This window comes from Afipia massiliensis, from assembly GCF_014203115.1.
Lineage (GTDB): Bacteria > Pseudomonadota > Alphaproteobacteria > Rhizobiales > Xanthobacteraceae > Afipia > Afipia massiliensis.
Genome location: NZ_JACHIJ010000003.1, coordinates 568,257 through 587,339, shown reverse-complemented (window position 1 = coordinate 587,339; position 19,083 = coordinate 568,257). Strand labels below are relative to the sequence as shown.

At 61.7% G+C, this 19,083-nt stretch carries 20 protein-coding genes; 12 read left to right on the top strand and 8 right to left on the bottom strand.

From position 1 onward, the window contains the following. Nucleotides 1-80 precede the first annotated feature (80 nt). Nucleotides 81-293, top strand: coding sequence for a cold-shock protein (locus HNQ36_RS12380; protein WP_002714433.1), 213 nt, complete (start codon nt 81-83; stop codon nt 291-293). A gap of 156 nt (nt 294-449) precedes the next feature. Here the strand turns inward: HNQ36_RS12380 and HNQ36_RS12375 are convergent, their stop codons facing one another. From HNQ36_RS12375 to cpaB, 3 genes are all read right to left on the bottom strand, one after another. Further along, the gene (locus tag HNQ36_RS12375; RefSeq protein ID WP_246395360.1) at nt 450-1,049 is read right to left on the bottom strand and encodes a TadE/TadG family type IV pilus assembly protein; all 600 of its coding nucleotides are present in this window, start codon (nt 1,047-1,049) and stop codon (nt 450-452) included. Between the two features lie 13 nt (nt 1,050-1,062). After that, on the bottom strand, nt 1,063-1,632 hold the full coding sequence (locus HNQ36_RS12370; protein WP_184085436.1) for a TadE/TadG family type IV pilus assembly protein: 570 nt from the start codon (nt 1,630-1,632) through the stop codon (nt 1,063-1,065). A 164-nt stretch (nt 1,633-1,796) separates the two neighbouring features. Further along, nucleotides 1,797-2,591: a Flp pilus assembly protein CpaB gene (cpaB, locus tag HNQ36_RS12365; protein WP_184085434.1), complete on the bottom strand. Its 795-nt coding sequence runs from the start codon at nt 2,589-2,591 to the stop codon at nt 1,797-1,799. A 337-nt stretch (nt 2,592-2,928) separates the two neighbouring features. On the opposite strand from cpaB, the gene HNQ36_RS12360 reads away from it, so the two are divergent. The 3 genes from HNQ36_RS12360 to HNQ36_RS12345 all read left to right on the top strand — a co-directional run bounded on the left by HNQ36_RS12360 (nt 2,929) and on the right by HNQ36_RS12345 (nt 4,355). Next, entirely contained in the window at nt 2,929-3,093 is a 165-nt protein-coding gene (locus HNQ36_RS12360) for a Flp family type IVb pilin (protein WP_083992639.1), read from the top strand. A gap of 248 nt (nt 3,094-3,341) precedes the next feature. Beyond that, on the top strand, nt 3,342-3,506 hold the full coding sequence (locus tag HNQ36_RS12355; RefSeq protein ID WP_083992638.1) for a Flp family type IVb pilin: 165 nt from the start codon (nt 3,342-3,344) through the stop codon (nt 3,504-3,506). Nucleotides 3,507-3,830: 324 nt separating this feature from the next. Further along, nucleotides 3,831-4,355 (top strand): A24 family peptidase, encoded by a 525-nt coding sequence (locus HNQ36_RS12345; protein WP_184085430.1) that lies wholly within the window; start codon nt 3,831-3,833, stop codon nt 4,353-4,355. A gap of 43 nt (nt 4,356-4,398) precedes the next feature. Here the strand turns inward: HNQ36_RS12345 and HNQ36_RS12340 are convergent, their stop codons facing one another. Beyond that, a complete protein-coding gene (locus tag HNQ36_RS12340) occupies nt 4,399-4,629 on the bottom strand; it encodes a hypothetical protein (protein WP_184085428.1) in 231 nt (76 codons plus the stop codon). 104 nt (nt 4,630-4,733) lie between these two features. Here HNQ36_RS12340 and HNQ36_RS12335 point away from each other — a divergent pair, with 104 nt between their 5' ends. The 6 genes from HNQ36_RS12335 to HNQ36_RS12310 are packed head-to-tail and all read left to right on the top strand — an operon-like array spanning nt 4,734 to nt 11,672. Beyond that, on the top strand, nt 4,734-6,209 hold the full coding sequence (locus HNQ36_RS12335; RefSeq protein ID WP_184085425.1) for a type II and III secretion system protein family protein: 1,476 nt from the start codon (nt 4,734-4,736) through the stop codon (nt 6,207-6,209). A gap of 21 nt (nt 6,210-6,230) precedes the next feature. Then, nucleotides 6,231-6,968: a CpaD family pilus assembly protein gene (locus HNQ36_RS12330; RefSeq protein WP_184085423.1), complete on the top strand. Its 738-nt coding sequence runs from the start codon at nt 6,231-6,233 to the stop codon at nt 6,966-6,968. After that, nucleotides 6,965-8,227 carry a CpaE/TadZ family protein gene (locus HNQ36_RS12325; protein ID WP_184085421.1) on the top strand — a complete coding sequence of 421 codons (1,263 nt, stop codon included), beginning with the start codon at nt 6,965-6,967 and terminating at the stop codon, nt 8,225-8,227. The genes HNQ36_RS12330 and HNQ36_RS12325 overlap by 4 nt, the downstream gene beginning before the upstream one ends. A 22-nt stretch (nt 8,228-8,249) precedes the next feature. Beyond that, entirely contained in the window at nt 8,250-9,704 is a 1,455-nt protein-coding gene (locus HNQ36_RS12320) for an ATPase, T2SS/T4P/T4SS family (protein ID WP_184085419.1), read from the top strand. A 9-nt stretch (nt 9,705-9,713) separates the two neighbouring features. After that, nucleotides 9,714-10,685 carry a type II secretion system F family protein gene (locus tag HNQ36_RS12315; RefSeq protein WP_184085417.1) on the top strand — a complete coding sequence of 324 codons (972 nt, stop codon included), beginning with the start codon at nt 9,714-9,716 and terminating at the stop codon, nt 10,683-10,685. Between the two features lie 9 nt (nt 10,686-10,694). Continuing rightward, nucleotides 10,695-11,672, top strand: a complete 978-nt coding sequence (locus tag HNQ36_RS12310; RefSeq protein ID WP_046828655.1) for a type II secretion system F family protein — start codon at nt 10,695-10,697, stop codon at nt 11,670-11,672. A 98-nt stretch (nt 11,673-11,770) separates the two neighbouring features. Here the strand turns inward: HNQ36_RS12310 and HNQ36_RS12305 are convergent, their stop codons facing one another. After that, entirely contained in the window at nt 11,771-12,568 is a 798-nt protein-coding gene (locus HNQ36_RS12305) for a tetratricopeptide repeat protein (protein WP_184085415.1), read from the bottom strand. 218 nt (nt 12,569-12,786) lie between these two features. Here HNQ36_RS12305 and HNQ36_RS12300 point away from each other — a divergent pair, with 218 nt between their 5' ends. Further along, nucleotides 12,787-14,169, top strand: a complete 1,383-nt coding sequence (locus HNQ36_RS12300) for a leucyl aminopeptidase family protein (protein ID WP_184085413.1) — start codon at nt 12,787-12,789, stop codon at nt 14,167-14,169. Next, nucleotides 14,162-15,022 carry a C40 family peptidase gene (locus HNQ36_RS12295; protein ID WP_184085411.1) on the top strand — a complete coding sequence of 287 codons (861 nt, stop codon included), beginning with the start codon at nt 14,162-14,164 and terminating at the stop codon, nt 15,020-15,022. Before HNQ36_RS12300 ends, HNQ36_RS12295 begins: the two co-directional genes overlap by 8 nt. A 126-nt stretch (nt 15,023-15,148) precedes the next feature. On the opposite strand, the gene HNQ36_RS12290 is transcribed toward HNQ36_RS12295, so the two are convergent. Genes HNQ36_RS12290 through HNQ36_RS12280 form a run of 3 tightly spaced genes read right to left on the bottom strand, consistent with a single transcriptional unit; the run spans nt 15,149 to nt 19,082 of the window. Continuing rightward, complete coding sequence (locus HNQ36_RS12290) at nt 15,149-16,786, bottom strand: ABC transporter ATP-binding protein (RefSeq protein ID WP_184085959.1); 1,638 nt, start codon at nt 16,784-16,786, stop codon at nt 15,149-15,151. An 11-nt stretch (nt 16,787-16,797) separates the two neighbouring features. After that, nucleotides 16,798-17,976, bottom strand: coding sequence for an ABC transporter permease (locus tag HNQ36_RS12285; RefSeq protein WP_184085409.1), 1,179 nt, complete (start codon nt 17,974-17,976; stop codon nt 16,798-16,800). Continuing rightward, the gene (locus HNQ36_RS12280; RefSeq protein WP_184085407.1) at nt 17,973-19,082 is read right to left on the bottom strand and encodes a microcin C ABC transporter permease YejB; all 1,110 of its coding nucleotides are present in this window, start codon (nt 19,080-19,082) and stop codon (nt 17,973-17,975) included. The genes HNQ36_RS12285 and HNQ36_RS12280 overlap by 4 nt, the downstream gene beginning before the upstream one ends. Between the last annotated feature and the right edge of the window lies 1 nt (nt 19,083).

The following is a 19,083-nucleotide window of genomic DNA, read 5'->3' as shown; positions in this document are numbered from 1 at the left end:
CGACCTCATCCAAATTTCGATCTCACCAGCCCATTTAGCCGTGGGCTTTGACTATATCTATCTTGAGAAGGACTACCTGCGTGAGCATGGGAACAGTGAAGTGGTTCAACGCGACTAAGGGTTACGGTTTCATTCAGCCTGACGATGGCGGCAACGACGTATTCGTTCACATCAGCGCCGTCGAGCGCGCTGGTCTCGGAACGCTGCGCGAAGGCCAGAAGATCAGCTACGAAATCGTCGCCGATCGCCGTTCGGGCAAGTCGTCGGCCGACAATCTTCGCGCTGCCGGCTAACTGAAATTTTCGCAGCTCACGCTGCAAAGAATTTCAAACACCGAGAACAAAACATCGAAAGGCCGTGCGGATCGCACGGCCTTTTTTTGTGGGCGCAGTTTGCAAGGCTTGCATCGCGCGTCTTGTGTTGCGCGGCGTTGCGGAGGAATCCCGCAATCAACTGGTGTAGTCGACCGTGTTGGACTGGCGGGGCCGCGTGAAAAACTCCTCGGTCAGAGGAACGGTGGTCTTGATCACGTAGCCGGTGATCGGCGTGAAGGTATACTTCACCTCACTCCAGATCAGGTGCGTGTTTGGGACAAGGAGTTTCTCCGGGATCGTCGTGATGACCGTATCCTTGGCATGTCCCGTCGTGAGCGTGACCGAGCCGCCGGTGACAGTGCCGTTGTAGCTCCAGACAACCTTCACCTTCTTCGTTGCGTCGATCGTGACTTGGGTAATCCTCTGCTCCATGTTCGCCGGTGTCACGGCGTAAGGCGTCATGATGGCACCGCCCATCTTGAAAAAATTCGAGATGTCCGTGGATGACACTTGCGCGCCTTGCGAGACAAGGTCGGACAGCGTCCGCGCAGTCAGCGTCACCTTACGGTCGATGGAGACACCGCTCGCCGTGTCGATCATTCCGAACAGAAGCAGCAGCATCAGCGGCGCGATGAACGCGAATTCAACCGCGGCGACGCCCCGCTTGTCCCTGCCGAACCGAGCGAGCAGCCGGCGGCTCCGGCGCGCATTTCCGAACTGTGGAATCATCCTCATGATCTTACATCCATCAAGGTTCGACGCGGAACGCCGCGGTTGCCGCCACCAGCCGCATTTTGGTCGAACCGCTGACGAGATTCGCGATGTCGTAACCCAGTCCTGTCACGAACAGCGGCCACTTATAGAACGCGCGCACAAGCACGGTGTCGCCGGGTTTCGAAAGCTGGTACGCCGGTGTCGCCGTCAGAGAGCCCGCCACGATCGGGGAGGCCAGGTCCGCCGCAGGAATCGAAACACCAGGCGCATAGGCTTTCACACTGATAATGAGCGGACTTGCGAGGCTATCGTCGCATGTGAACAGAAACTTGACGCGATTGCAGAGATCCGCACTGAACTGCGCCTGCGTCATCTTTGCGTCCTGCGCCTGATGCGTCAGCAATAATCGCGCAGAATCGTGCGTGCCCGTCTCCAGGATCTGGGACGCGAAAAACATCAGTGCCGTTTCCATGATTGCAAACAGCAGGGCGAAGAAAAGCGGAGCGATGAACGCGAACTCGACGGCCGCGGACCCTCGCCGGTTACGGCGGAAGCGGCGCAAGGCTTTGTTGAGCGCGTTCATGGACGTCGCGGGGGGACGCATCGAGCTATCCTCGGAAGGCAGCGGAAGTAACTACCGCCCAGAATAGACGACAGAGATTGTTGAATGCTTGCGCCGGATAGGAACAACCCGCAGCGCGGGATTAACCGGTTGTTAACCGAATCGAGCTGGGGAGACGGCCTCAGATCGCATCCGCGCCGTCGCTATCATTCACAGTTCGGCGAGCAGGCGACTGTATCGCGGTTGGTTCCACGATAGATGGTCACGACGTTGTCGGCCTCGTCATCCTTGGCCGACTTCGCACCGGGGCGAGCGTCTACAAGGCTGCGGAGGGCAAGCGACAACGTCCCGCTCTGGCGAGCCTGCGCCAACGCTTCCGTCTGCCGGGGTTTCAACTCGAGCGTTGCCGTCTTGCCCACGACAACTTTCTGGCCGCCCTTTTCCTCGACGGTTTGATCAATCGCCAGAACGCGCACGTCGCTCAGGATGGCCGTCGAATTGACAATGTCCGCTCCTGCGCCATCGGGGTTTTTCCGGCGGCGCGAAAGAATGACATCGACCCTGTCATTGGGCAGGATAAAGCCGCCCGCACCGGTTTCCGGTGAGATTTCAGTCGAAACCGCGCGCATTCCGCGCGGCAGGATCGCGGCCATAAAGCCGGACCCGTTGCTCTTGACCAGCTTTGTGTCGCGGATCGGTTCTCCGGTCAGCATCGGCGAACGCGCGATCGAGCCTACAAGCTGGGTCGTCGCATCGGCGCGATCGCTGCGGCGGATGAAACTGGAACTCGCCGTGCTCGCAGGCCAGGATTGCCACTGCAAGTCATCCGCCGTGATTTGCTGACCGAGGCCGATATCGCTCCGGGCAACCAGAACGTCTGTGGTCTCCATCTGGACAACCGGCGCAGTTGGCGGCGCCAAATCCGAACCACTGGCCAGGTAGGCGGCAACGCCGCCCGCTGCGACAGCGATCGCCAATACGACAATTCGCGCCCTGTTCATAAATTTACTCTCATACGCAACACAAACTCGGCGCCGCATACACCGGCCCGACATGGCAAATCTGACGTTAATTGATGAATGAACTGCAAACAGGCCGCCCGTAGCCCGGTCAGGCAGAGCAACAGCCCAGCGTGATGGCCGGAGCTCCACACAATTTGCGGTATCTCGTTAGGCGGGAACTTACCGCCCGGCCAGAACCGGGAAAATACCCCCGGTTTTCGTCGGTCAAATTAACGACCTGCAATTGCATACGCGTTTAGGTTCCAGTTCGGGAACGGCGGTTCCGCCCCGCGAAAGACCCAGAGTTCCACAGCCACGTGTGCAAACGGAGACAACAATGATCACCCTCGTTACCCGCTTCCTGAAGAATGAGTCCGGCGCGACTGCAATCGAGTACGGCCTGATTGCTGCCGGCATTTCGCTGGCGATTATTGCCGCCGTGAACGGCCTCGGCACCACCCTCAATACTAAGTTCGGCAACATCAACACATCAATCAACTAAGCAAACGCGCTTGGTCTGAGAACCAGAGGCTTCGGGAAACCGGAGCCTCATCTGCGCGACCGCCCCATTCACGCGGGGCCGTTAAAGCAGCATTTACCGTCAGCAAGAAGAGGCTGATACCCCGGTATTTCAGCAATCGAATTAACTGCGCTGCAATTCCTCCCACGTAGGTTCACCCCATGGTCACGGTGGTTTCCGCCCCCGCAACGGCCAGAGTTCTACAGCCACGTGTACAAATGGAGTTACAGATGACCAAGCTCGTTGCTCGCTTCGTCAAGGACGAATCCGGCGCCACCGCGATCGAGTACGGCCTGATCGCCGCCGGCATTTCGCTGGCGATCATTGCTGCCGTGAACGGTCTCGGCACGACCTTGAACACCAAATTCGGCAACATCAACACGTCGATCAAGTAAGCGATCGCTGTTTCGCCGAGAAACAAAGGCTTCGGGAAACCGGAGCCTTTTTTGCGTCCTGACCAATCGCCAACCCGCAAAGCGTCCATGAAACCGTCTCCAACCGAGAAACGCTCCATGCACATCTTCGTCCCGCTGTCCGGCGATGAACCTGCCCGGCTCGTCTGCGCGGCGCTCGTCCTGGCCTTGCTCGCAGCGCTGTTCCGGATCGCCAGCATCTGGTAGCGCCCGTTCTAAGATTGTTCATTTCTGCCGGTTAGCCTGCCGCGTCGCTCATTCGGACCGAGTTCCCGCGGCTCATTTTCGACAGACCCCGGCAAACCCATGATCCTCGACCTCGCGCGCGTTTTCCTGTTTCCCGCATTGATGGCCTTCGCCGCGGCAAGCGATCTCTTCACGATGACGATCCCCAACCGCGTCTCGCTGCTCATGGTGGCGGGTTTCTTCCTCCTTGCAGGCTTCAGCGGCATGCCGCTGTCCGAGATTACCATGCATGTCGGGGCCGGCCTGACGGTGCTGGTGATCGCCTTTGCCTGCTTCGCCTTTGGATGGATGGGCGGCGGCGACGCCAAAATCGCGGCGGCTGCCGGTCTCTGGTTCGGCTTTCCGCCGCTTGCCGACTATCTGATCTATGCATCGCTGTTCGGCGGCGCGTTGACGCTTCTGGTGCTCCAGTTCCGGCAGTGGCCGTTGCCTTATTCGCTGGTGTCGCAGGAATGGCTGCAGCGGCTCCACCGCAAGGACAGCGGCATTCCCTACGGCATCGCGCTCGCTCTCGGTGCGCTGATGATCTATCCGGAAACCGAATGGATGAAGGCGGTGGATCTCACCCGCTTCGTCGGCCACTGACCAAACGCGCGCGACAACGATCGCAACTTCTCATTAACGCGATTTAGATACGCCTCATTAACCATGCTTTGACGTTTAGCTGGTCAAATCCCACCACGGCGACGGGTCCGTCGCGGCGTGATGTGGAAAGTGAAGGCGTATGAATACCGCGCGGATCGACCTGGCTATTGCTGTCTGCGCCGGCGGCACTGCTGCACCGGTGGCAGTCCTGGCCCTCGTCCACAGCCAGTTCGAGTTTCATCCACAAGAACGACCGCGCCGCGGGTGGCTTCATCCAGCCACCGTCGCCGAAGCCGGCAAGCGCACCAGCGTCAACGTGGCTCGCTACGGCATCTCAACAACTATGACGACACAGAAGTGGTCGAGGGGACTGGGAAGATGAGGCGAGAGGGACATCAGGCACCTGTGCGAACCTTCTTGGTGCGTGCCCTGTCGTTTGCCGCGGTCTCCGCGCTGACGCTGAACCCGGTTCTGTCGCCCGCGATCGCGAGCGACTACCGCGTGTCAGCGGCCGCGGCTTCAGCAGGCGGCCAGTTGAACGCCCGCTTCCTGCCGCTTGGCATCGGAAAATCCGTCGTGATTGACCTGCCGCGTGACGTCAAGGACGTCCTCGTCGCGGACCCGAAGATTGCCAACGCCGTCGTGCGTTCGGCCCAGCGCGCCTACATCATCGGCGCCGCAGTCGGCCAGACCAACATCATCTTCTTCGACACGGCGGGCCAGCAGATCGCCGCTTACGATATTGCGGTTACGCGCGACCTCAACGGTGTCCGCGCCGCGCTGAAACAATCGTTCCCGCGGTCCGACATCCGGATCGAAGGCGTCGGCGACGGCGTCGTGCTGTCGGGTTCGGCTGCCAATCCCCTCGAGGCACAACAGGCCGCCGATCTTGCCGCTCGCCTCGCCGGCAGCGCGGACAAGGTCGTCAACAGCATCACGGTGCGCGACCGCGATCAGGTCATGCTCAAGGTCACCGTCGCCGAAGTGCAGCGAAACATCGTCAAACAGCTCGGGGTCGATCTTTCTGCATCGATGAATTACGGCACGGCGGTCGTGAACTTCAACAATGCAAACCCGTTCACGGCATTCGGCCGTCCTCTTGTGGATGGCAACACCGCGGTCGGCGGCTTTGGCAAGACCATAACCTCTACGGGCAGTGTCGTTCCGTCGGTGCAGGCGACCTTGCGCGCGATGGAAAACGCCGGTGTCATCCGGACTCTTGCCGAGCCTAGCCTGACCGCGATCTCGGGCGAATCCGCCAACTTCCTCGCCGGCGGCGAATTCCCCGTGCCAGGCGGCAATTCGTGCGATCCCGTTACGCGCATTTGTTCGACGCAGATTGTCTTCAAGAAATTCGGTATCTCGCTCGGCTTCATTCCGGTCGTTATGAGCGAAGGCCGTATCAGCCTGCGCGTAAGCACCGAAGTATCCGAACTGTCGCAGGAAAATTCGGTGTCCATCAGCGGCACAACGATCCCGGCGATCAAGGTCAACCGCGCCGACACGACACTCGAAATTCCGTCAGGCGGCTCGATGGTGATGGCCGGTCTTATCAAGGAACAGACCAAGCAGGCGATCAACGGTCTGCCCGGAATGTCACAACTGCCCGTGCTGGGAACGCTGTTTCGCAGCCGCGATTTCGTCAACAACAATACCGAGCTGATGGTGCTGGTGACCCCCTACGTGGTTCGTGCCGTCGCGCAGAAGGATCTTTCGCGGCCGGACGACGGATTTGCCGACTCGTCTGATCCGCAGGCTGATCTGCTGGGCACCATCAACCGCATCTACGGCGTTCCCGGCCGCGTTGAACCGGCCCGCAAATACCGCGGCTCTTACGGCTTCATCACCGACTGAGATCGGACAAGGACAGTATCGATGACAAAGCGAGTACCCGATCTCAAATACAGCCTGCGGATCGCAGCCGCCCTTCTCGGGGCGTCCGCTGCTTTGGGAGCCTGCACGCATACGAGCCAGGACACTGTGACGGCCAGCGTTCCGAACGACTATCGCCAACGCCATCCAATCGTGATTCAGGAAGCCAATCGCGCGACGGAGGTCTTCATCGGTCACGGTCGTGGCGGACTTACTTCGATACAGCGCTCGGACATCGCGGGCCTTGCGGAAACCTGGCTGCGCGAAGGCACCGGCGGGATCATCATCGACATGCCGGTGAACACGCCGAATGCCCGTGTTGCCGCCGATTCATTGCGCGAGATTAAGGCCATCCTGGCTGCGACCGGCGTGCCGCCGCGCGGCATCACCGTCAGGAACTATCGCCCGACCGATCCCCGGCTGTTTGCGACCATCCGCGTCAACTATCCGCGGATCACGGCGGATGCCGGTCCGTGCGGCACGTGGCCGGAAGACCTCGGCCCGTCCATCAAGAACAAGGGCTATCTCGACAATCGCCCGTACCACAATCTCGGCTGCGCCTCGCAGCGCAATCTCGCAGCCATGGTCGCCAATCCATCGGATCTGGTTCAGCCGCGCTCAGAGACCGCTGCCTACACCGGCCGACGGACAGTCGTGCTGGACAAGTATCGCAAGGGCGAAAGCACTGCCACGAACTATCCTGATCCAGAGAAAAACCAAATCAGCAATGTGGGCAAATGATTAGTTACGCGCGCCAAGACCAGGAAGACGGGACCGGCTCTTCCGCCGCCGAGCAACACATCGCGCCGGCGCCGCGCGTGTCCGTCCAGGCATTTTGCGAAACGGTTGAAACCGCCGCGGCTGTGCAGTCCGCCGGCGAAGACCGGCGGCTGGACAAGGCGCATCTGAAGATTCAGATGGGCGGCATGGCCGCAGCCATCGAGGCTTACCGGACTGCGCCGACCCCGAACGTGATCCTGCTGGAAACCGAGGGCCGCAACGACATCCTTTCGGGGCTCGACCAGCTTGCCACGGTTTGCGACGCCGGCACGCGCGTGATCGTCATCGGCCGCGTCAACGATGTCGTGCTGTACCGTGAACTCGTGCGGCGCGGCATCAGCGACTACGTCATCGCGCCAGTCGCGCCGCTCGACGTCGTTCGTTCGATCTGCGGCCTGTTTTCGGTTCCCGAAGCCAAGGCCGTGGGACGGATCATTGCCGTCGTCGGCGCCAAGGGCGGCGTCGGCGCGTCCACGGTGGCGCACAATGTCGCCTGGGCGATCGCGCGCGATCTCGCGCTGGATTCGGTCGTCGCCGATCTTGATCTTGCCTTCGGAACCGCCGGCCTCGACTACAACCAGGATCCTCCGCAGGGCATCGCCGATGCAGTCTTCTCTCCGGACCGCATCGACACCGCCTTCGTCGATCGCCTGCTGTCCAAGTGCACCGACCATCTAAGCCTGCTCGCCGCGCCGGCGTCGCTCGACCGCGTGTACGATTTCGGTGCTGAGGCGTTCGATTCGATTTTCGATACGCTGCGCACGACGATGCCCTGCATCGTACTCGACGTTCCGCACCAGTGGTCCGGATGGACCAAGCGCGCCTTGGTCGGCGCCGACGATATCCTGATCGTCGCAACTCCCGATCTCGCCAATCTGCGCAACACCAAGAACATGTTCGACGCGCTGAAAGCCGCGCGGCCCAACGACAGACCGCCGCTGTACTGCATCAATCAGGCAGGTGTTCCGAAGCGGCCAGAAATCAACACCAGCGAGTTCGCAAAGGCCATCGAGAGCCAGCCGATCGTGACCATTCCATTCGAGCCGCAGATTTTCGGCGCGGCAGCGAACAACGGTCAGATGATCGCGGAAATCGCGGCCAACCACCGGACTTCCGAAATGTTCCTGCAGATTGCGCAGCGCCTGACCGGCCGCGGCGAAGCCAAGAAGCCGCGCAATTCGTTCCTGGGGCCTTTGCTCGGAAAACTCCGGGCCAAATAGACTATCGCGTGGAGTTATCGCCGTGTTTGGTAAGCGTAGCGGATCAGAAGCCGACGTCCGGGCGGTTCAGCCCCCGGACCGTGGGCATGAGGCAGCGCCCGCCGCCGCAAGGCCGGCCGTGGCGAGCGTTGCATCGCCTCCGCTTGCGCCTGCGCGGGCGCCCACGCCTGCCCCCGTTATCGAAGCACGGCGCTCGGATAGCTATTATCAGGTCAAGGCGACGATCTTTGGGGCGCTGATAGAGGCCATCGATCTTGCCCAACTCGCGAAGCTCGATGTCGAGTCCGCGCGCGAGGAAATCCGCGACATCGTCAACGAGATCATCGCGATAAAAAATATCGTGATGTCGATCGCCGAGCAGGAAGAGCTGCTGGACGATATCTGTAACGACGTTCTCGGCTACGGGCCGCTCGAACCGCTGCTTGCGCGCGACGACATCGCCGACATCATGGTCAATGGCGCCGGCACAGTCTTTATCGAAGTCGGCGGCAAGATCCAGAAGACCGGCATCCGCTTCCGCGACAACCAGCAGCTTCTGAACATCTGCCAGCGCATCGTCAGCCAGGTTGGCCGCCGCGTCGACGAATCCTCGCCGATATGCGACGCACGCCTCGCCGACGGCTCGCGCGTCAACGCGATCGTGCCGCCGCTGGCGATCGACGGTCCCGCCCTCACCATTCGTAAGTTCAAGAAGGACAAGCTGACACTCGATCAGCTGGTCAAGTTCGGAGCGATCTCGCCCGAGGGAGCGCAGATCCTGCAGATCATCGGGCGTTGCCGCGCCAACGTGCTGATTTCCGGTGGAACCGGCTCCGGCAAGACCACGCTGCTCAACTGCATGACCAACTACATCGACGAAGACGAGCGCGTTATCACTTGCGAGGACGCCGCGGAGCTTCAACTGCAGCAGCCGCACGTCGTGCGCCTTGAAACGCGCCCGCCCAATATCGAGGGCGAAGGCCAGATCACCATGCGCGATCTCGTCAAGAACTGCCTGCGTATGCGGCCGGAACGCATCATCGTCGGCGAAGTCCGCGGACCCGAAGCATTCGACCTGTTGCAGGCGATGAACACCGGCCACGACGGCTCGATGGGAACGCTGCACGCCAATAATCCGCGCGAAGCGCTGTCCCGTTGCGAATCCATGATCACCATGGGCGGTTACTCGCTGCCGTCGCGCACCATTCGCGAGATGATCTGCGCCTCGATCGATGTCATCGTACAGGCAGCCCGACTGCGCGACGGCTCGCGGCGCATCACCCACATCACCGAGGTGATGGGGATGGAAGGCGACACCATCATCACCCAGGATATCTTCGTCTACGACCTGATGGGCGAAGACCTGAACGGAAATATCGTCGGCCGGCACCGCTCGACCGGCATCGGCCGTCCGCGGTTCTGGGAGCGCGCCCGCTACTACGGCGAAGAAAAGCGGCTCGCCGCGGCGCTCGATGCGGCCGAAGTCGCCGAAATATAGGAACGCGCCATGAACATGCAGGCGCTGGCACTGACCTTCCTCTCCGCCGTCACGGTGGGCGGTCTCGCCTGGGTTTTCATCTATCCGCTGCTGTCCGGCGAGAAACAGGCGGAGAAGCGCCGCGCGTCCTTTGCACGTGCGGAACCTTCATTGCGAATCGACGACCGGTCGCGCACACGCCGCGTGCAGGTCGAAGACTCGATCAAGGAGCTTGAACAGCGGCTCGCCGCATCCAAGAAAGTTTCGATCGAAACCCGCATCGCCCAGGCGGGCATGGACTGGACCAAGCAGCAGTTCATGATCGGCTCTGCCGGTCTCGGCATGATCGCTCTGATCGCCACTTATATCGCCGGCGCCGGCCTGCCGTCGGCGCTCGGCTTCGCCCTTGCCGCCGGTTTCGGATTGCCGCGCTGGGTGCTTGGATTCCTCAAAAAGCGCCGCGAAGCGAAATTTCTCGATGCTTTGCCGGACGCCGTCGACGTGATCGTTCGTGGCATCAAGGCCGGCCTGCCGCTGTTCGATTCGATCAAGGTTGTCGCAGCGGATGCGCCCGAGCCGCTGCGCAGCGAATTCAACGCGATCATCGAAACCCAGACCATCGGCATGCCACTCGGCGAGGCGTGCCAACGTCTTTACGACAGGATGCCGCTGCCGGAAGCCAACTTCTTCGGCATCGTGATCGCGATTCAGACCAAGTCCGGCGGCAACCTGTCGGAAGCTCTCGGCAACCTATCCAAGGTGCTTCGCGACCGCAGGAAGATGGCAGCGAAGATTCAGGCGATGTCCATGGAGGCCAAGGCCTCGGCCGGCATCATCGGGGCGCTTCCTCCGATCGTGATGATCATGGTCTACATCATGACACCCGACTACATCTCGCTGCTGTGGACCCATCCGACCGGACGGCTAATGCTGGCCGGCTGCGTGCTGTGGATGGGGACAGGCATCCTCGTCATGAAAAAAATGATCAACTTCGACTTCTGACGAGGAACCATGGTCGATCTTCTCATCGAAAAGTTCCACGACATCCGGTTCATGACGATGCTGATGTCGGCCATCGCCGCAGCGGCGGCCGCCTACGCGGTGGTGTCGCCGATGTTTGCGGGCGAAGGGCTGGCCAAGCGCATGAAGGCGGTCGCCAGCGAGCGTGAACGTCTGCGCCAGCGCGAACGCGAACGGCTGAATCGCAACGAAAAAGTCTCGCTGCGCCAGACACCGAAGCAGCTTGTGCAGCGGGTCGTCGAGGATTTCAATCTCGGCAAGTGGGTGGCCCAGGAAGAAGCGCGAGACAAGCTTGTGATGGCTGGCTATCGCGGCCAGGCGCCCTATGTCACGTTCCTGTTCTTTCGTCTCGTCATGCCGATCCTGTTCCTGATCGGCGCGATCCTTTATGTGTTCGTCATCTCGAACATGCAGCAGCCGACCCCGATAAAGATCGGCATGTGCATCGGCGCGACCTGGTTTGGCATGCAGGCGCCGATGTTGTTCCTGAAGAACGCAATCACCAAGCGCCAGCTGTCGATCCGGCGCGCGTTTCCGGACGCGCTCGACCTTCTGCTGATCTGCATCGAGTCCGGCATGTCGATCGAAGCGGCATTCCGCCGGGTCAGCACGGAGATCGGCACCCAGTCGATTGCTCTCGCCGAGGAATTCTCGCTGACGACCGCGGAGCTGTCGTACCTGCAGGACCGCAAGATGGCTTACGAGAACCTCGCCAAGCGAACCGGCACCGAAGGCGTGAAATCGGTCTGTCTGGCGCTGCAACAGTCGGAGCGCTACGGCACGCCGCTCGGACAGACGCTGCGCGTGATGGCTCAGGAAAACCGGGACATGCGCATGAACGAGGCCGAGAAGAAGGCCGCCGCGCTGCCGCCGAAACTGACCGTGCCGATGATCGTGTTCTTCCTGCCGGTGCTGTTCGTGGTCATTCTCGGCCCCACCGGCATCAAGGTCTCGGAATACATGAAGTGATGCGACGCGGCGGCTGGAGGCTCTCCAGCCCTCGCCGGATGAAACCGGCGCATCGATCTCGTTTTCTCGTCAGGAGAATTGAACCGGTACGGTCAGGCTTATGACCTGCCGGACTCCATCGCAGCCGTCTTTTGCGAGCGGCCGTCGCGGCTGAGCATCTGCCGCAGATAAGCGACGTTCGCTTCCGCTTCGTCGGCTGGCAGATCGGCCTTCACGATGGTCTCGGCTTCCGCGAAACGTCCCTGCAGGCCGACGACCAGACCAAGGTTCTGACGAACGCGGCTATCGGCTGACCCGCGATTGTAGGCTCTGCGCAGCACCAACTCGGCCTTCGGCAGATCCTTGGACAAAACATAGGACATGCCGAGGTTCGACAGAACCGATGGCTCTTCCGGGGCAATCTTCAGCGCGCTCGCATAGTAACGGCGGGCCTCGTCATGCTTGCCCATCTGATCGAGCGTGGTGCCCTGCACCGACAGGATGCGCCAGTCGGGATTGGCCGGCGTATGGGCGCGCGTCAGGGTGTCGAACGCCAGTTGAAAGCTTCCGTTGTCTGCCAGCGCGCGGCCATAGGCGGCCAGCAGCACCTTGTTGCCGGGATTGGCGATGGTCGCCTGTTCCAGCACCGCAGCGGCCTGCTGGCGCTGGCCGTTCTGGCGCAGTGACTGACCATACTGAAGCGCGGCTGCCGCATCGCGCGGATTGGCGCGGTAACGTTCGCCTAAGGCCTCGATCTCATTGCGTGACACGCCGCCGGGCGCGGCTTCCGCACGCGCATTCAGCGATCCGGTGACATCGGGTGAACGCGCGGTCTGGCACCCGGCAAGACCCACGGCGAGAATGGCTGCGGCTGCGGCAGAGCCAAGATATCGGGCGAAATGAGATGGATGACGCATGACGCATGGACTCGCGGTCGAGGGTGGCGAAGCCGGATGCTGCAGCAATAGACTGTTAACCCTAATGTCCGGTTAACCCACGGGCCTGCCCCCGATCAGGACGATCGCCGCCTCTCGCCAAAAGAGCATGCAAAACACTGTCTTGAGCCTGCCGCGCGGGTGCGCCGCGCTGCTATAGTAACGTCTATCGCCTCGCCCCGCCGCCATCTGGGAAGCCCATGCACCCTGCTTTCAAAAGTTCCACCGACGCCCGTCCCGTTCCGATTACCTTCGCCTCGAAATCGACCTGGGACGCTGTCAGCGCCACGCTTCCCGCGACCGCCCGGCGGTTCGCCGCAGCCAACACTTTCACGGCAAAGCCCGGCCAGTATCTCGCATTGCCGGCGGACGACGGATCGCTCGCTCACGTTCTGTTCGGCATCGAAGATTCGTCCAGCGAATGGCGCGATCCGTTCCGGCCGGGGCAATTGCCCGGCCTGCTGCCGGCGGGCACCTACAGCTTCGCCAACGCACCGCATGACACACGGCTCGCGGCGCTGGCCTTCGCACTCGGGAGCTACCGGTTCAATCGATACCGCAAGAACGACGCGCCCGGCGCGCGGCTCGTCCCGCCTGGCGATGTCGACATGACCGAGATCACGCGGATGGCGGAAGCAGCAGCTCTGGCGCGCGATCTGATCAACACGCCCGCCAACGACATGGGCCCGGATGAACTCGCACAAGCCGCACAGGCGATCGCCGAGAAATTCGGCGCGACCTACACGTGCATTGTCGGCGACGACCTGCTGAAGCAGAACTTTCCGCTCATCCATGCCGTCGGCATGGCCTCGACCCGCGCGCCGCGCCTGATCGACATCACGTGGGGCGACGCATCGCATCCGAAAGTGACGCTCGTGGGCAAGGGCGTCTGCTTCGACACCGGCGGCCTCGACCTGAAGCCTTCCAGCGGCATGCTGATCATGAAGAAAGACATGGGCGGCGCAGCCAATGTCCTCGCGCTCGCGCAGATGATCATGGATGCGAAGCTCAAAATTCGCCTGCGCGTCCTGATACCCGCTGTCGAAAATTCAGTCGCAGGGAATGCGTTTCGCCCGCTCGATATCTTTCCGTCGCGCAAGGGCGTGAATGTCGAGATCGGCAACACCGACGCGGAAGGACGCCTCGTGCTGGCCGATGCGCTGGCATGGGCCGACGAGGAGAAGCCAGATCTTCTGATCGATCTCGGCACCCTGACCGGCGCCGCACGCGTCGCGCTGGGACCGGACCTGCCGCCGTTCTACACCAACGATGAGACTCTTGCGGCCGACGTCGCACGCCACGCCCGCATCGAGAACGATCCGATGTGGCGCATGCCGCTGTGGATGCCCTACGATTCCTGGCTGGATTCCAAGACCGCCAATCTCAACAATGCACCCGGCGGGGCGTTCGCCGGATCGATCACCTGCGCGCTGTTCCTGAAGCGCTTCGTCGAGAGCGCCAAAAGCTGGCTGCACGTCGATATCTACGGCTGGACTCCGTCGGCCAAGCCCGCGCGTCCCGAGGGCGGCGAATGCCAGGCTGCGCGCGCGATCTACAAGCTTCTGAGCGAGCGCTATGGGTGAATCAAAACTTGATCCTAGGCTCACGCCCGCGCGGCAGGATCTCGCCGCAAAACATCTCGAAGGCAAGGTCACGGCCGCGCGGTTTGTCGAAGGGACCGAGTTCGAGGTGTTCGACCCCGTCGTGCCGGTCCGGCGCGAACCGTCGCACGATGCGGCGCTCGACACCGAGGCGCTGAAGGGCGAGCGCGTCATGGTCTATGATCGCGATGCGGAGGGATGGGCCTGGGGTCAGCTCAAGGCCGACGGCTATGTCGGGTGGATTCCCGATATCGCGCTGGTGCAGCCGCGTACGACGCCAACGCATAAAGTCACGGCGCTGCGCACGTTCGCCTTTCCAGGCCCGTCGATCAAACTCCCGCCGGTCGAGAGCCTGCCGCTCGGCGCGCGCATCGAAGTCGTCAAGATCGATGGCACCTTCGCCATCACCAGCCAGCGGCACTATCTGCCGGTCCACCACGTCGCTCCACTCGACAGCGCCGAGACAGACTTTGTCGCTGTCGCCGAACGCTTTGCCGGAACGCCGTACCTGTGGGGCGGCCGAACAAGTCTCGGCATCGATTGTTCAGGCCTCGTGCAGACGTCGCTTGCCGCAGCCGGTATCGCCGCGCCGCGCGACAGCGACATGCAGGAAGCGACGTTGGGAGCGGCACTGCCGCCATCGCAGTGGCATGATCTGAAACGCGGCGACCTGATTTTCTGGAAGGGGCACGTCGCCATCGTGCGCGACAGCACGACCATGGTCCATGCCAACGCGCACCACATGGCGACAGCCATCGAGCCGACGCAGACTGCTATCGCGCGCATCAAGGCCACCGGCAGCGAGGTGACCAGTGTAAAAAGACTCGACCTCTAGTCATGCCCGGGCTCGTCCCGCGCATCCACGTCTTGATGGTAAATGGGAAAAGACGTGGATGGCCGGAACAAGTCCGGCCATGACCGACGATAATTCGCAACTTATCATTATGAGGCTGATCGAGCCTTACAAATCCGGCACGATGTTCGGCGCGGCTTCGATGTTGAACGCCGCCGCGAACAGCGCACGCGTGTAATCGGTCTGCGGATTCTTGAACAGGTCCGCCGCAGCGCCTTGCTCCACCACCTTGCCGTGGCGCATCACGATCAGGTTGCTCGCAAGCGACGCCACCACCCGCAGGTCATGCGAAATGAACATGTAGGTCAGGTCGCGCTTGCGCTGCAGGTCGCGCAACAGATCGACCATCTGAGCCTGGAACAGCATGTCGAGGGCGCTGGTCGGCTCGTCCAGCACCACGAAGTTCGGCTCCAGCACCACCGCCCGCGCAATGCTGATGCGCTGGCGCTGGCCGCCGGAGAATTCGTGCGGATAGCGGAAGCGTGTCGCCGGATCGAGCCCGACTTCCTTCAGCGCCTTGATGACGCGCGCCTCGCGTTCGTCTTCCTTCAGCGAAGGCTGATGCACGCCAAGTCCCTCGGCAATGATATCGCCGACCGACATACGCGGACTGAGCGCGCCGAACGGATCCTGAAACACGATCTGCATGTCGCGACGGACCGGGCGCATCTCCTTGAATTTCAGGCCCTGAATGTCTTTGCCGAGAAACACGATCGGCCCCTTCGAGGAGATCAGACGCAGCAGAGCGAGCCCGAGCGTGGTCTTGCCCGAGCCGGATTCCCCGACCACGCCGAGCGTTTCGCCCTGACGCACCGATACGCTGACGCCATCGACCGCCTTGATGTGCCCGACCGTCTTGCGCAGCAATCCGCGCTTGATCGGAAACCAGACTTTCAGATCGTCGGACGACATCACGACCGGGGACTCTGGCCGTGGCGGCGCAGGATCAGGCTTCGGTTCCGCTGCCAGCAGCGCCTTGGTGTAAGGATGCTGAGCCGCGGTGAAGACCTGCTCCACCGGCCCTTGCTCGACGATCTTGCCGTTGTTCATGACACAGACGACATCGGCGATGCGCCGCACGATGCCGAGATCATGGGTAATGAACAACATGCTCATGCCGAGCCGCGCGCGAATGTCCGCGAGCAGTTTCAGGATTTGCGCCTGCACGGTAACATCGAGCGCCGTGGTCGGCTCGTCGGCGATCAGCAGATCCGGCTCATTCGCCAGCGCCATGGCGATCATCACGCGCTGCCGCTGGCCACCGGAGAGCTGGTGCGGATAGCTGGCGAGACGCGTTTCGGGCTCGGGAATACCGACCTGCGTCAGCAGTTCCAGCGTCCGTGCCCGCGCCATCGCGCCGCGCACGCCGCTGTGCAGATAGATCACCTCGCCGATCTGCGCCTCGATGGTGTGCAGCGGATTGAGCGACGTCATCGGCTCCTGAAAGATGATCGAGATGTCGTTACCGCGAATGCCGCGAATCTCGTTCTCGCCGAGGCCGAGCAGTTCCTGTCCCTTGAAGCGAATGCTGCCGGTCGGATGGTGCGCCGTCGGATACGGCAATAGCTTCAGCACCGACAGCGCGCTGACGGATTTTCCCGAACCGGATTCGCCGACCAGCGCGACGCATTGTCCGCGATCGATCGAGAACGAGATTTTGTCGACCGCAATGCTCTCGGTCCCGCTCTGGCGGAAGGCCACCGACAGATCGCGGACATCGAGCAGAGGCTGGTTGATTGTGTCCAACATAATAGCCCTCACCTGAACGTCTTGCGCGGATCGAAGGCGTCGCGCACGCCTTCGCCGATGAAGATCAGGAGCGACAGCATGATCGCCACCGAAAAGAACCCGGTGAATCCGAGCCATGGCGCCTGCACGTTCGACTTGCCCTGCGACAAGAGTTCACCGAGCGACGGCGAACCGGGCGGCAGACCGAAGCCGAGGAAATCCAGCGCCGTCAGCGTCATCACCGACGACGACACGATGAACGGCAGGAAGGTCATGGTCGCGACCATGGCGTTCGGCAGCAGGTGCCGGAACATGATAGTGCGATTCGACACGCCGAGCGCGCGCGCCGCCTGGATGTACTCGAAGTTGCGTCCGCGCAAAAACTCAGCGCGTACGAGGCCGACCAGCGACACCCATGAGAACAGCAGCAGGATGCCGAGCAATACGAAGAACCCGGGCACCAGCACCGACGACAGGATCAGCAACAAATATAGCGACGGGATCGCAGTCCACACCTCGATGAAACGCTGAAACAGCAGATCGACCCAGCCGCCGAAATAGCCCTGGATGCCTCCGGCTGCGATACCGATCACCGATGAGATGATCGTCAGCGCCAGACCGAACAGGACCGAAATGCGGAAGCCGTAAATCAGGCGCGCGACCACGTCACGGCCCTGATCGTCGGTGCCGAGCCAGTTGTATTCGAGATCGCGGCAGCCTCGCACGCCCTTCTTCTCCACCACGGCCTTGCATTGCTCTTCAGTCAGCATCCAGGTCGGTTTCGACGGCGCGGGAGTCGGCAGATCGAGATTGTGCGTGCCGTAGGAGTAACGGATCAGCGGCCAGAGAATCGTGCCGTTCTTTTCCTTGATCAGCTTCTGCAGATAGGGATCGCGGTAATCCGCGGCGGTCTCGAAGTCGCCGCCGAAGGCGGTTTCTGGATAGGAGACGAAAGCCGGAAAAAACAGCTTGCCGTCGAACTTGACCAGGAACGGGCGATCGTTGGCGATCAGCTCCGCGAACAGCGAAATCAGAAACAGCAGGGAGAAAATCCAGAACGACCAGTAGCCGCGTCGGTTGGATTTGAAATTGCGCCAGCGCCGCTGGTTGAGCGGTGATATGCCGAGCGGATGCCGCGAGGGCGGCACCGCTTCGCCCATCGGCGACAATGCCGTGGTCTCGACCGGCGGGGCTGGAGCGATTGTCATACCTCACGCGCCTCGAAGTCGATCCGCGGATCGATCCACATATAGGCGAGATCCGAGATCAGATTGACCACCAGACCGACCAGCGAAAAGATGAACAGCGTGCCGAACACCACCGGATAATCGCGATTGAGCACACTCTCGAAACCGAGCAGGCCGAGGCCATCAAGTGAAAAGATAGTCTCGATCAGAAGCGATCCCGAGAAGAACGCATGGATGAAGGCGCTCGGGAAGCCCGCGATCACGATCAGCATGGCGTTGCGGAAAATGTGCCCGTACAGCACCTGGCGCTCGCTGCAGCCTTTGGCGCGCGCGGTCATGACGTACTGCTTGCGGATTTCGTCGAGGAACGAGTTCTTGGTCAACAGCGTCATCGTGGCAAACGCGCCGAGCGCCATCGAGATCAGCGGCAACGTGAGGTGCCAGAAGTAATCGGTGATCTTCTGGTACCATGGCATTTGCGCCCAGCCGTCCGAGGTCAGCCCGCGCAAGGGGAAGATGTCGAAGAACGAGCCTCCCGCGAACAGGATGATCAGCAAGATCGCGAACAGGAAGCCCGGAATCGCGAAGCCGATGATGATGATGCCCGATGTCCAGGTATCGAATTTCGAGCCGTCCTGGATCGCCTTGCGAATGCCGAGCGGGATCGAGATCAGATAGGTCAGCAGCGTCATCCAGATGCCGAGCGACATCGAGACCGGCAGCTTCTCCTTGATCAACTGGATCACGCTGACGTCGCGGAAATAGCTCTTGCCGAAATCGAACCGGGCGAAATTCCACAGCATCAACGCGAAACGTTCAGGCGCGGGCTTGTCGAAACCGAACTGTTTTTCGAGGCTCTTGACGAACTCCGGATCGAGCCCCTGCGCGCCCCGGTATTTCGAACTGACGGCGTCGGACCCCGCGCCAGCCTGCGGACGCGACGCGAAGTCACCGCTGGACGATCCTGAAATACGCGAGCTTGCGCCGGTATCGGAGCCTGACAGTTGCGCGATCACCCGCTCCACGGGACCTCCGGGCGCGAACTGCACCACGACGAACGACACGAACAGGATGCCCAGCAATGTGGGGATCATCAGCAGGATGCGGCGGGCGATATACGCGCTCATG

Coding starts and splice junctions, on each gene's coding strand:
- HNQ36_RS12295 (WP_184085411.1), top strand. CDS start 14,162: ATGGGTGAATCAAAACTTGATCCTAGGCTCACGCCCGCGCGGCAGGAT.
- HNQ36_RS12285 (WP_184085409.1), bottom strand. CDS start 17,976: ATGACAATCGCTCCAGCCCCGCCGGTCGAGACCACGGCATTGTCGCCG.
- HNQ36_RS12310 (WP_046828655.1), top strand. CDS start 10,695: ATGGTCGATCTTCTCATCGAAAAGTTCCACGACATCCGGTTCATGACG.
- cpaB (WP_184085434.1), bottom strand. CDS start 2,591: ATGAACAGGGCGCGAATTGTCGTATTGGCGATCGCTGTCGCAGCGGGC.
- HNQ36_RS12370 (WP_184085436.1), bottom strand. CDS start 1,632: ATGCGTCCCCCCGCGACGTCCATGAACGCGCTCAACAAAGCCTTGCGC.
- HNQ36_RS12355 (WP_083992638.1), top strand. CDS start 3,342: ATGACCAAGCTCGTTGCTCGCTTCGTCAAGGACGAATCCGGCGCCACC.
- HNQ36_RS12335 (WP_184085425.1), top strand. CDS start 4,734: ATGAGGCGAGAGGGACATCAGGCACCTGTGCGAACCTTCTTGGTGCGT.
- HNQ36_RS12280 (WP_184085407.1), bottom strand. CDS start 19,082: ATGAGCGCGTATATCGCCCGCCGCATCCTGCTGATGATCCCCACATTG.
- HNQ36_RS12330 (WP_184085423.1), top strand. CDS start 6,231: ATGACAAAGCGAGTACCCGATCTCAAATACAGCCTGCGGATCGCAGCC.
- HNQ36_RS12305 (WP_184085415.1), bottom strand. CDS start 12,568: ATGCGTCATCCATCTCATTTCGCCCGATATCTTGGCTCTGCCGCAGCC.
- HNQ36_RS12300 (WP_184085413.1), top strand. CDS start 12,787: ATGCACCCTGCTTTCAAAAGTTCCACCGACGCCCGTCCCGTTCCGATT.
- HNQ36_RS12345 (WP_184085430.1), top strand. CDS start 3,831: ATGATCCTCGACCTCGCGCGCGTTTTCCTGTTTCCCGCATTGATGGCC.
- HNQ36_RS12315 (WP_184085417.1), top strand. CDS start 9,714: ATGAACATGCAGGCGCTGGCACTGACCTTCCTCTCCGCCGTCACGGTG.
- HNQ36_RS12340 (WP_184085428.1), bottom strand. CDS start 4,629: ATGAAGCCACCCGCGGCGCGGTCGTTCTTGTGGATGAAACTCGAACTG.
- HNQ36_RS12360 (WP_083992639.1), top strand. CDS start 2,929: ATGATCACCCTCGTTACCCGCTTCCTGAAGAATGAGTCCGGCGCGACT.
- HNQ36_RS12375 (WP_246395360.1), bottom strand. CDS start 1,049: ATGAGGATGATTCCACAGTTCGGAAATGCGCGCCGGAGCCGCCGGCTG.
- HNQ36_RS12325 (WP_184085421.1), top strand. CDS start 6,965: ATGATTAGTTACGCGCGCCAAGACCAGGAAGACGGGACCGGCTCTTCC.